General features: G+C 33.7%; 12 protein-coding genes. 4 read left to right on the top strand and 8 right to left on the bottom strand.

Annotated features, from left to right (window positions below; genetic code table 11):
- Positions 1-96 precede the first annotated feature (96 nt).
- From BLW93_RS05620 to cas2 (BLW93_RS05605), 4 genes are read left to right on the top strand one after another with little or no spacing between them, the layout of a single operon-like run.
- Positions 97-1,227 (top strand): Card1-like endonuclease domain-containing protein, encoded by a 1,131-nt coding sequence (locus tag BLW93_RS05620; RefSeq protein ID WP_076713119.1) that lies wholly within the window; start codon positions 97-99, stop codon positions 1,225-1,227.
- On the top strand, positions 1,227-2,165 hold the full coding sequence (gene cas1, locus BLW93_RS05615) for a CRISPR-associated endonuclease Cas1 (RefSeq protein WP_076713118.1): 939 nt from the start codon (positions 1,227-1,229) through the stop codon (positions 2,163-2,165). The genes BLW93_RS05620 and cas1 overlap by 1 nt, the downstream gene beginning before the upstream one ends.
- Positions 2,162-2,431 (top strand): CRISPR-associated endonuclease Cas2, encoded by a 270-nt coding sequence (gene cas2 / locus BLW93_RS05610; protein ID WP_076713117.1) that lies wholly within the window; start codon positions 2,162-2,164, stop codon positions 2,429-2,431. The genes cas1 and cas2 (BLW93_RS05610) overlap by 4 nt, the downstream gene beginning before the upstream one ends.
- Complete coding sequence (gene cas2 / locus BLW93_RS05605) at positions 2,431-2,754, top strand: CRISPR-associated endonuclease Cas2 (RefSeq protein ID WP_076713116.1); 324 nt, start codon at positions 2,431-2,433, stop codon at positions 2,752-2,754. Before cas2 (BLW93_RS05610) ends, cas2 (BLW93_RS05605) begins: the two co-directional genes overlap by 1 nt.
- Positions 2,755-3,292: 538 nt before the next feature.
- Here cas2 (BLW93_RS05605) and BLW93_RS05600 read toward each other — a convergent pair.
- The 8 genes from BLW93_RS05600 to cas10 are packed head-to-tail and all read right to left on the bottom strand — an operon-like array spanning position 3,293 to position 11,438.
- Positions 3,293-3,715 (bottom strand): hypothetical protein, encoded by a 423-nt coding sequence (locus BLW93_RS05600; RefSeq protein ID WP_076713115.1) that lies wholly within the window; start codon positions 3,713-3,715, stop codon positions 3,293-3,295.
- Positions 3,716-3,749: 34 nt separating this feature from the next.
- Complete coding sequence (gene csx2 / locus BLW93_RS05595; RefSeq protein WP_076713114.1) at positions 3,750-4,994, bottom strand: TIGR02221 family CRISPR-associated protein; 1,245 nt, start codon at positions 4,992-4,994, stop codon at positions 3,750-3,752.
- 1 nt (position 4,995) lies between these two features.
- On the bottom strand, positions 4,996-5,781 hold the full coding sequence (cas6, locus tag BLW93_RS05590) for a CRISPR system precrRNA processing endoribonuclease RAMP protein Cas6 (protein ID WP_076713113.1): 786 nt from the start codon (positions 5,779-5,781) through the stop codon (positions 4,996-4,998).
- Positions 5,781-6,899 carry a type III-A CRISPR-associated RAMP protein Csm5 gene (gene csm5 / locus BLW93_RS05585; protein ID WP_076713112.1) on the bottom strand — a complete coding sequence of 373 codons (1,119 nt, stop codon included), beginning with the start codon at positions 6,897-6,899 and terminating at the stop codon, positions 5,781-5,783. The genes cas6 and csm5 overlap by 1 nt, the downstream gene beginning before the upstream one ends.
- Positions 6,896-7,843 (bottom strand): type III-A CRISPR-associated RAMP protein Csm4, encoded by a 948-nt coding sequence (gene csm4 / locus BLW93_RS05580; protein WP_076713111.1) that lies wholly within the window; start codon positions 7,841-7,843, stop codon positions 6,896-6,898. The genes csm5 and csm4 overlap by 4 nt, the downstream gene beginning before the upstream one ends.
- Position 7,844: 1 nt before the next feature.
- The gene (csm3, locus tag BLW93_RS05575) at positions 7,845-8,543 is read right to left on the bottom strand and encodes a type III-A CRISPR-associated RAMP protein Csm3 (RefSeq protein ID WP_076713110.1); all 699 of its coding nucleotides are present in this window, start codon (positions 8,541-8,543) and stop codon (positions 7,845-7,847) included.
- Positions 8,544-8,557: 14 nt separating this feature from the next.
- Positions 8,558-8,983, bottom strand: a complete 426-nt coding sequence (gene csm2, locus BLW93_RS05570; RefSeq protein WP_076713109.1) for a type III-A CRISPR-associated protein Csm2 — start codon at positions 8,981-8,983, stop codon at positions 8,558-8,560.
- Positions 8,973-11,438 (bottom strand): type III-A CRISPR-associated protein Cas10/Csm1, encoded by a 2,466-nt coding sequence (gene cas10 / locus BLW93_RS05565; RefSeq protein WP_076713108.1) that lies wholly within the window; start codon positions 11,436-11,438, stop codon positions 8,973-8,975. The genes csm2 and cas10 overlap by 11 nt, the downstream gene beginning before the upstream one ends.
- Positions 11,439-11,510: the final 72 nt, after the last annotated feature.

The following is an 11,510-nucleotide window of genomic DNA, read 5'->3' as shown; positions in this document are numbered from 1 at the left end:
TGAGGCTAAGGAAGAACTTCAGGATATGTTCTCCAGGAGGTACTCCTAATGGTTTACACAAAATTATTGACACAACCATAGATTTGTGAGGGACGATTGATTTTAGTTTCTCCTGTTTCAACCCAAACGTTTCCCATAGTTGTAACAGCTTTAACCTTAAAACCGGAAAAGGTTATTCTCCTTTCAACACCGAAAGTCAGGAAGTTTGAAAAATTTTTAAAAAATGTTTTAACCTACTCTGGAATAGAAGTTGAGATTAAGACCATAGAGCCTTACAACAGGGAATCCATCGTTTCTTCGGTTTCTGACATTTCCGATGATGTACTTTACCTTCTCAATTGTGGAACAAAATATACCGCTATGGTGCTGTTTGACATTGCCGGAAAAGATAGAGTTATTTATTACACGCCCGGGGGAAAGCTTCTCTCTTTAGACGGCGAGGTTATTGCAGAGATAAAAAATGACCTGCTCGATGTTGAAATTCATTCTGCTATGTATGGATTTAAAATCAGATCAGAAATCCAGGAAATAGATAAAATTGTTGAAAGGAAACCTTTAACTTATTACATAGCTTTTAACTATAAAAAGATTATTCCAGTCGTTAATAAGATTCAAAATCAAATTTTGTCAAAAAATGTGTTACCGTTGGAATTTTACTCTCTTGCCGCAAGATATTCACTTATTAAACCTCACGGCGGTAAATACTTTGTTTTTGACGACAGTTATTTAAGAGGTAAATGGTTTGAAGAGTTTGTTTTTCTCAAACTTATAGAGAAAGGTTTTTATGACGTTCACATCGGTGTTGTAATAAACTGGTACGATTCTGACGTGGTAAATGAAATTGATGTTATCGCTGTAAAGAATAACAGACTCCATCTGTTTTCTTGCAAGACAGGAAAAAACATAAATGTTTTCTCTAAACATCTTTATGAACTTCATGAACTTACCAAAAGGATAGGCGGAGATTTCGGAAAAGGCTACTTATGTATAGCACCTGTAGTTTCAAACGCAAAGAAGCCTTCCAGGAAAGAATTTCCTTCCATTCCTAAAAAACCATTTAATCTTAAGGATTTGGATTGGCAAAAGTTTCTAAACTCTGAAGAAGGAAAAAGGTATAAAGAAGTCTGGTCTGCATACAATTCTTTAAAGTTTCTAACTAAAAGGGCAAATCTTATGGATTTGCAGATTTTAACGGTAAAAGATTTAATCTCAGGAGATTGGCACTGATGAAAGGGTTTCTTTTTGTAACTTCCAAAGGCGCAAAGGTTTCTAAAGACGGCAACCAGCTTGTGATTGACATCGGTGAAAAAAGATCAAGAGTTCCCCTTGGAGCTATAAGCCATGTTTTTATAATGGGTTATGTCAACGTTACTGTTCCTGTTATTCGGCTTCTTTCAACAAAAGGTAAATTTCTGTTCATTATGAACAAGTTTGGAAAGTTAATAAGTGTAGTATATCCGGAATTTTTAGGAAGCGACAATAAGTTTCGGCTTTATCAATATGCCAAATTCAGTAGTGAAAAATTCAAAGTTCAATTAACTAAAAACTTACTGCTACAGAAATTAAACAACATAGTGAATGTGCTTTCGGGACTTTACGTTCCGTCAAAAATGAGCATGTCTCCGGTAATGGAGTGGAAAGAAAATATAGAAGCATCTATCCTGTCGGCTTCTGAGAATCAATCAATGCTGGGTATTGACGGAAACATGAGCAGATTCCTCTTTTCAAAACTCGCTTCTTTCAATGAAAGTCCTTTTTACTTTGAGAGAAGAATTTATTATCCTCCCGAAGACCCTGTTAATGCGCTTTTAAGCCTTTCATATACTATTTTCTATTCTGTTTTACATTCCGTTGTGATTTCAGCCGGATTAGATCCGTATTTCGGGTTTTTCCATATTAAAAGAGGAAGACATGCAGCCCTCTGTTCTGATCTTCTTGAGATCGTTAGACCGTATCTAACAGCACTTGTTTTTAAAGCTTTAAATGATGGATTTTTTGAAGAGAATGATTTTGTAAAAGAGAAAAGAGGCACCTATCTGAGAAGTAAACCTTTAAAGATTTTCTTAAAGTATTACACTGATGTAGTTATTCATAACAGGAATGATTTATACTTTTCTCAGGTTAATAACTTTCTCAAATATCTTAAAGAGGAGCTTAAAAAATGAAGTATGTTGTTGTTTATGATATATCGGATACTAAAAGAAGAAATAAAGTTTCAAGATTACTTTCTTCTTACGGATCGAGGGTTCAATTTAGCTGTTTTGAGATAGAAACTTCACTATCTGGCGTAAAAAGAATAGAAAAAGAAATTTCTGATATTATTGACCATGATACGGATAGGGTTTTTATATTTCCGATTTCCCATTACGTAATTGATAAAGTTGAGAAATTCGGTGTTGTTAAAGAACTTAATGAGAGCACAGTGCTGTGATGGAAAAAACAAGGATAATCAAATACCTGGCAGTTTACGATATATGCATAAAGGACAATACACCAAAAGAGATAAGGCTCTCTGCTATGAGACGCATGAAATTAATGAGAATTCTATATTCTTATGGAATAAGAACTCAGTTAAGTGTGTTTGAACTTGAACTTTCCCCTTCAGAAAAAAAAGAGATGATAAAGAGAGTAAAAAAATATTTAAGACAAAACACGGATAAATTTTATCTGTATCCGATTGACGCAAGAAGTATTGAGAGTATAATTAGAATAGGTAACTATGACAATACGATACTAAAGGATTATTTCTTTTAGAGATCTTTGGAAATAGAATATGGAAAAAGTTGTATGCTCAGCCCCATTGTGGTATAATGAATACAAGATTATCATGAAATTTTTAAGTTTTGAGGGCTTTGAGAAATAGGAAGTTAAATTCTGCGCTATTGAAATGCCCTGATAAATGAGAGGGATTGCGACCTTTGGGTGCCGCTTTGATGTTTAACCAAAGCGGGACAAAAATTGAAATGCCCTGATAAATGAGAGGGATTGCGACTCTGGTTGGAAAAATAAATTTCCCCTATATAATTTTTTTCAATTATTGAAATGCCCTGATAAATGAGAGGGATTGCGACCAAATTTCTTCTAAAACTTCTATGTTTATATTTTTCATTTATTGAAATGCCCTGATAAATGAGAGGGTTGTTTGTCATCCTGGGCGAAGCGAAGGATCTCTGTCTGGAAGGTGAACCCTGAAGGATTAGATTCTTCGGCTGCTCTGCAGCCTCAGAATGACGATGGAAGAATGATGCCCTAAATTGATGGCTTCTTACTGTTCTCTTTTTTGATTGAAAGATTAAAAATCATCTTCAAAATTGTTAAAAGTGTTATCAAAAGAATGACTGCTGAAACAATTGTAATCGAATAGGAGAAAGTAGTAATAATTGAGAATTCCCATTAAAGCATCAATAAAGTCGTCATCTTCTGTTAGAAAAATATCGGTGCTGCTATCGCCGAAATTCCATTCAAAGGAGTTAAAATTTATTCTGATTGGCGTTTCTCCGTTGTTTATTCCGTATGGGAATCCACACTTGTAAGAAATTGTAGTTTTGTTTTTTCTATTATTAACTTTCTTTTTTGAAGAGTTATCTTCATTTTGCTGTAATTTTCTTTTGATAAATGCTTCTTCTTCTCTTTCTATTAGATGTTTTGACAATCCTATAAGGTCGTTTAGTTTTTCTTCCTCGGTTATGTTTTTAAATAAATCCCAGAATCCCATAGCTTCCCTTGCTAATTGCTTTGACCGTAAATTGCTATTTATCCATCTTTTCAGTTTGCACTTTTTTTATCAGTCGGCCAAGTTGTTCTTTTAGGACTTTAGTTGAATGGGTTTCTTCTCTCATTCCGCAGTGATTAATATCGTTGCGATATTTTGCTATGTCTAACAGTAAATTTTCCCATTCCTCTGATAATATGATTTTTTTATCGGCTTCTTCTCTTTGCTTAAAGCAGAATATTTTTTCTATTCCAAATTCTTTCTTTACTATACAGGTTGTTATGTATTCCCTTAAAAATGTATATCCCTGCTGAATTAAGTCGTGGGAGTAACACCATTTTGCTGCACTTAGAAGATTTTCTATTCTGCCTGTAGAAAAATTTTTGACGGAGATTTGAATTTCCTTTAAGAGGTTTTTTAGTAGCTTTGAATATTTCCCATTTTTTATTTCAAATTCATCTGTTAAATTTTTGAGAATTTCGTAATTAAGCTTTTCTGGTTCTTTTAATTGGGCTTTATCTTCACAGGAGAATTTGTTTTTAGAAAATCCGGAGATAATTTCTTTTCCCCTACATGTTCTAATAGATTTTGTGAAAATTTTTAAGTTTACAGAGAACTTTTTAAGCTGTTCAGCATTTTTATCTTTTCCTTGAGTTTCTTTGAGGATGTTTCTACTCTCGTTTTCCAGTAGCTCTGTAAGTGTTTCAGATATACCATACTTGACAAAGTTTTGAGTTCCTATTATCCAATCGAAAATCTTGTCTAAGTCAGTTAGTTCAAGTATGGGAGTTACTTCCTCATCATCTATTTTCTGTCTTGCTTCCCAGGCACCATAAAATATTCCGGCTACTTTTATATTCTTCGTTAACTTTAAATAGCTCAGCATAACCATCAACATCATAGGATAAAATCTAAAACCGTGGGTAATATCAAAAGTTACCGATTCATTCTCATTGAAAGATGAAGCTAATTTTTCAAATAATTGCCATATTTGCGTTTCGGAACTGATTATGTCTTTATCTATAAAAATCGGCTCCAATTTTATATCAATGGGCAGTTTCTCAATTTCGGATTTAAGAGATGACCAGTTCTTTTCCTTTGCCGTAGGTGTCAGAAAAATTCTGAAAATTTTTTCTCTTTCTTTCTTTTTCCAATTTTTAGTGTTGAGAATTTGAAGCAGAGCCGACTGAATATATTTTGTTCTCACTTTTTCATCGTAAAGAAGATAGGTTGCTTCTCTATAGTTGCTTGTTCCCAGAAAACTTGCTAAAACTTCAACCATGTTAACCTTCCTGGAGATTAAAAAATGTTCTAATTTTTCCAAATCCCATGGTTGTTTTTCTTCCTACACCGCAAAAGGGAACAAACAGGGTTAACTGATTAACTATTCTGTTGAATTCTGCATCTTTAGATGAGTTGTAAAGGACAATCCGTCCCTTGAATCCGGTTATTTTCTTGAGCGATGCCATTTCAAGTTTTGTCGTTTTTATCCAGCATCCGGCAATCTGTATGTCTTTTCTGACTTTTTCAAGGATTTCCTTTGACGGCAATCTTTCCCCGGAAAATCGATTCCATTTTTTTAGGATGCTTTTGTATATGAGAGAAGGTTCAGGAAGCGGGTAATCATATTTACCTCTTTTAAAAGTCGTTGGCGTTATGAAATCCAGTATGATGTCTTTTGTGTTGCTGTTCGCTTTTTCTTTTATACTTTCATAGCTTATTATGTCGTCCGAATCTATTTTGAATGTTCTAAAAAGCCTTATTTTGTAACTGTTCAAGTAGTAATCTCTATTTCTTGAATTTAAAATAACAGCTGTTGTTGTTTTTGATAATAACCAGTCTTCAAGAAAAGTTATCTCTACAAAAAATCTTTTTACTTTTTCCTTTTTGCTTCTAAAATATACAGGACAGCATAGTGTAAAAGGTTTTAAACCCTTTATAAGGTGAAGTTTTTCTGCGGTTTCGTTATCAAGTATTGAGAAAAACAATCCGTGAATCCTGTCGGGAGAAAGGTCCGATACAGGAATCGGGTTATCGGCTTCAAATATAATCCTGATCTTTCCCGGCATTATTCAACCACCTCTAAATAACACCAGCCCATTGGTTTTTTATTTATTGTCCAAAGAGTAAGCGGTGGAAGGGGTTTGTCTTTACTTTTTCCACCTTTGTTAGGAATTCTTGTAATTTCAGGTATGCCGGTTGTTACAGCAAGGGAGCCTGAGTGAAAACCTATTTTAATAGGTGCTTCCATGTCGTGTTTCTTTGGTCTTAACTTCCAATTTATGAAATTGCCAAAATACTTTTTCTCACCATAGTAGTAGGTATGAGTGCCGTAACGGATTCTTAAAACTTTCATTATGTTCTGTATGCTGAGCAGTTCTTGTTTAAAATTTTTTTCCTTTCCAAATATAGATTCTGCCATTTCACAATCTATTGTTATTGTTCCTTCAAATATGCTCTTTTCCGATACATATTCAAGGTAGGCTGGAAGCCCTGTTTCCCTTTTTTTTCTATTTTTTCTATGCACCATTTTAGCTTTACCTATTTTTATTGTGCTATTAACCGGTGAAAAATCGGATACCTTTATAAATCTCAGTAAGTCTTTTACTGTATCTGGCGTTATGTCTTTTTGGAATTTTCTTAAAACAGAGATAAGACCAATATTCCTCTTCTCTACAGGTTTTTTTGCTATTGATTCTATAGTTTTTTCATCTTTTGAAAGTAACCACCTTATAATTGCTGTTCGAATTGCACCTTTTATACTGCTTCCGGGAATTACAGGTTCTAAAGATAGTGGATTTTTGTAGGTTTTACTTATCTTCATCTGATTCAAAATCTTTCTTATCTCTCCACTTTTATGTCTTTCTATATTTGTAAAATTAAACATTTTTTTCTCAATTTCTGGTAATGCACTTTTATCAATTTCAAAGTTAGATAAACTATCTTCTTTTTTAAAGCTATCGTGAACAAGTTTTCTAATTGCAATAATAGATGATATATCTCCCTTTGCAGCTAATTTTGTAAATAAGTCAATTTTCCCGAGCTTTTCAAGACGATTAAAAAATTTATCCTTATCAATTATGTAAAATCTTCCTCCCTTAACTGTGTATTCAAGGTCATAATAACTTTCACCAGTTCCTATGTGAACAGGAGTTTCTACTGTAAGCCTTAATTTATAGCTTTTCATCCTAACCTCACAAACAGCGGAAATATTTTTGCGCAGTGGATAAAACTTTCATCTTGAGAAATTTTATAGATTGTTCCGTAAATATCTTTTTTTGCTTTGTATTTAAATACTGAACCCTCTTTTGTAAGTATTACAGGATTTTTGAATATGTTTATTCCCTCAGGACAGACTTCAGGTCCATGTTTTGGAAACTTGGTGAAAAATCTTGCATAGTAGTCTTCTATCTCGTCTTCCTTAGCCATTCCGATTGAAAGAGATATAAAACTGTTTGGATTTGTTGTTTCTGGAAGATCCGATTCTTTGATAGAAATGATTTCGAATTTTCCTTTACCGGTCGTTTTTTCTCCTCCTAATCCGTTCAAGCCCATAAAATGAAATGTTTGTTCTATTTCTTTCGAAGTTATCCGTTTTGGGTTGAACTTGCAGTAGATTTCTATATTTGAATCTTTGTTGAAAAATAGGTATTCTTTGTCAAACAGATGGCCTTCAAGGTGGCTTCCGAACCTTCGGTCAATTGTAACGTGCATCTGTTTGGCTTTTCTGTAAATCGGTGCAGTTTCTTTTTTATTTGATTCTTTAAGAAAATTTTCAAAAAGAACTTCAGCAGTTATTTCTACTTTTGATTCTATCAGTTCTCTCAAGAGCTTCTTTTCTATAAAGGCTTGTTTTTTGAACTTCTTGAGAACTTTGTATGTCTCAATGTCTCTCTTCTCTACTATTGGTAAATTTCTGAAAGGAATAACAGGGAAGGGTAAATAATCTTCGGGAAATCCGCTGGAAAAAACTATAAAAGGTTCTACATCGTAGTTGTTAATTAGGTTCTCAAGTTTTTCTTTTCCGTATAAAAATCTGTAATGCCAGCAGAATTCTCCAAAAAGTGTGTCGCTCTGTAGCGGTGTATAAAACGGTGTTAATGGTTTTATAACTATTTTTATTGTTTCCATTTTAAAGCTCCACTTTTTCAAGGTCTATATCTTCTTCTCCTTTACCTATTAAGGTTTTCTTTTTAAGTTTCTCAAATTTAATCTTTCCGTAACCTCTTGATACACTTCCGCCGATTCCATCTATTTCAAGAAGTTTCAAACCTTTAAGCAGATATTCGAAGAACTTTTCATCTTCTTCGTCAAAAATCTTATAGACAAGCTTAAATTTAAATTCAGCGCCTGCAGGAATCCTTTCTGTATGTCTTGGATTTTCACCTGTTCCTTTTATTCTGTTAACCATTACTTCGGCTTTATCTTCTGTCATTAATGCACCGACTCTTTCTTCTAAAAGTTTTTTGCTTTCATCTGTTAAGAAAAGGTCGTAAAAGGATGCCCTCGCTGGTCCTATTGTATTTTCTTCCGAACCGGAAATACAAAAAATTTTAAGGATAGCTTTAGCTTCTTCTGCAGTATCCTTAGTATTTGAGAAAGGTTTACCGCCCTTTATATCAACCTTTCCGAGAAACCACTCAAGTAGAAATCTCATCTTTCCTTTTATAGAAGAGCCGGGAATGTAGGGTTCATTTGTAACAGGATCTCTAACTACAGGATTATCTATTCCGCCTATTTTTATCTCGTCGTTTCCCGCTCCTATATGAAGACCTGTAGTGAGTTTCATAGTTCCTTCAAGAGTTACTATTTCTTTAAGTCTTTCCACCATCTTTTCCTCCGTTTTTAGTTTTTACTGACATACATATTTGAATAGCCTACAATTGCTTCAAAAAGTGTCATAAGGTCAAAGAATTTTTTCTTGTCAGCTTTAACTGCCTCGTTTGTAAACTCTTTTAAAAATTTCTCAAAGGCAACACCTATCCTGTTTCTACTTCTATCGTAAGTTGCGTAAGCAGAAGTCATGGCTATTTCGGGAAGGAATTTTTTAATGTTGTCTGAATCATCAGCTTTCATCCTCTCTTTTATATCAAGGAGTCTGTGAAAATGTTTACGTATCTGGTGTTTAGAGGTTTTATCACTACCAAACAATTTTGCGATTTCTTCAGCTTTATTTTTCAATACCTCTGCCTGTTTTTCTATGTCTCCTGATACGTATTCTTTAAACATTTTAGAAATAAGATAAAGATTCAAACTTTCTTTAGTTGCCATATCTTCTCCTCCTGTATAAAGCTTTTGCTATTGCTATGTAGAGTTTGTTTTCTTTATTTTTCTTACTTATGTTTTCAGAGTATTTTTCTATGTACTTAATCCAATTTTTAAGAAAGGTTTTTTTATCCTCTTCTGAGATGTTGCTATGGTTATCTTTTCCGTAGTTTCTGTCTGTAAGATATGCCAGATAAGCTTTCCATAGTGCATTTTGTGCATTTTTATATATTTTATTTGCCATTTCTGAAAGATTTATAAGTTTATACGCAGAGGTAGTAGAAATGTTTTTATTTTCCACTTCTCTTTCAAGCTCGTCAGAGATTTTAAGTAATTTTTTGAAGTCTTCATAGGTTGCGGTTTTTCCAAAAACGGTGATACAGTTTTTAGTATCTTTTGACTTTTCAAGTTGTTCTTCTGCTCCTTCAGCAAGAAAATAGACAGGAACATCCGGCTTTGTAATCAGAATGCCTGATGAGAATGTTAAATCAGGATTATATGAAACATACTTTCTGAAATCCTCCTCCATCTCCTTAACAAATTTAAGCATATCTTCCCACGGACCTATGAGAAACAGGTCATCACCACCGGCGAAAACTGTGTAGATGTTTCTGTATTTATTTCTTATTTTTTCTGTTAGAACTACAGAAAAGAAATAGTCAATCATTCTGCTAAGGTAAAGAACTCTTGAAACAGAGTATAAGCTCTGTTTGCTTTTCTCTTCTGCATTTTCTATTCCGACAAATCCTTTCATGAAAATGAATCCAAGGTTATCAACGTCAGCTTTCAAAACACTTATAAAAGGTTTTCCTCTTAGCGTACCTTCGCCGTCTTCAATAAGAGATTCCATACCAAGCTGGCAGAAAGTTTTTATATCCGGAAGTTCCTTTTCATCTTCATGACATCTTTTAATTATTTCAGTTTTTATTTTCTCAGATAGAACTTCTGTTTTACTGTTTTTTGGCAAATGAACGTTTATGTTTCTGGATGGAATTCCTGTTATAGATTCTCCTATGGAAAAAATCAAAGTATCTGTATCAGCATTAACATACTCGGAATTTAGCTCTTTTTCGCTCCGATAAACTTTAATTTCAGGAAGCGGAAAGGTCTTTTCATTTATGGTAATTTTCATAGCTTTTGATTTAGGAAGTTTTTCTCCAAGCTCTTTCAAATACTCACACAGACTGCACATTTCACTGTTCTCTTTTTTAGGACGAACACCACATATTGAACATGGAGTTTTCCCTTTTAAGGATTGAATGTAATCTCTTATTGCAAATTTTTCTTCGTTATCTATAGAAAAAGATTTAAACTTTTCATTTCCTTCTTTAATGTGTAGCTCTTTTAGTTTATTAAGAAATCTTCCTTTTTCAAAATCTTCCGGCTCCAATCTGACAAAGGCAAGATTTATGGATAAAAGGCCGTAGTGATTTTTGATAAGCGCTTCCTCAAGCTCTTCTTTTATCTGCTTAATCCTTTTTTCTGTGTCAATATCAGGAAGTACCATTGTAAATTTTCCGCCTGCGTTGATTAAAAGGCAAGCCCTGTTTACTTTAAACTTTTCAGCTATTTTTGTAATTACCGTTTCAAGTGCAAAACTGACAAGCAGGGATTTGGCTCTTAAAATCTTTGCTGCATACTTTTTTGATTCTCCATGTCTTGAGAATATAAAGTTCTGGATTCCGGAAAAGTCACCGGAAAGCAGAATATATCTGGGCTTTTTGCCCGAGTTATTTTTTCGCCAGCGGTAAGATGCAGTAGCTATTGCAGCAGAAGATGTCAGGTGATCGCACAGGGGAACATCAGGAATAGAAAATCCTCTTGGTGAATAGGTGCTTGAAGGAATACACCAGGTGTATTTGATAATTATAGATTTCATTGCTTCAAAAAAGAGATTGAAGTTAGAAGTTCCTTTTAATGAATTAAATTCTTTAATAAATTTACTCCATAGGCTGGAATAATCAATGTCCGTCTGATAATAAGCTGACTTTTTTATAGGAAAAGCATTTTCTGGAGAAAGTTTTTTAAATTTGTAAACATAAACATCATTTGAAAGAAGTTCGGAAATATCATTTATCTTTTTCTTATTGTAGGCAATTTCTTCAAATATGCACACAAGAGGAGATTTCTCTGTTGCCTGTTTTTCGTCGTATTTTTCTTCTGTATTGTGTCTATCAAGGCCGGCACTGTGTCTATCACCATCTATTACAGCTTTAAGAAAGTTTGTGAGTTCAACATTATCCAGCTTTTCTCTTTCGTAGTGATGATTTCTAACAAGTGAAGCTATTTCTTTAATTTCACTATCAGTAAAGAATTTTTTCAGGCCATCTGTAAGTTTTTCTAAAATTGCCTTCTCGGACATAACTTGGTGGGAATCTCTTTTGCTTTCAGCTCTTCTATAAAATTTTCCTATATCGTGGAGGAGAGCCGCTGTAGCAGTAATTTCTAATTCTCTATTCATGCTGTCTCCTTTCCCTTCTTTTTAAAACTATCCCCTCGTATATTATATAACGAATTTTTTTAAATTCAGTTG

The sequence above is a fragment of the Desulfurobacterium indicum genome, from assembly GCF_001968985.1.
GTDB lineage: Bacteria > Aquificota > Aquificia > Desulfurobacteriales > Desulfurobacteriaceae > Desulfurobacterium_A > Desulfurobacterium_A indicum.
This window is presented reverse-complemented; position numbering and strand designations above follow the sequence as displayed.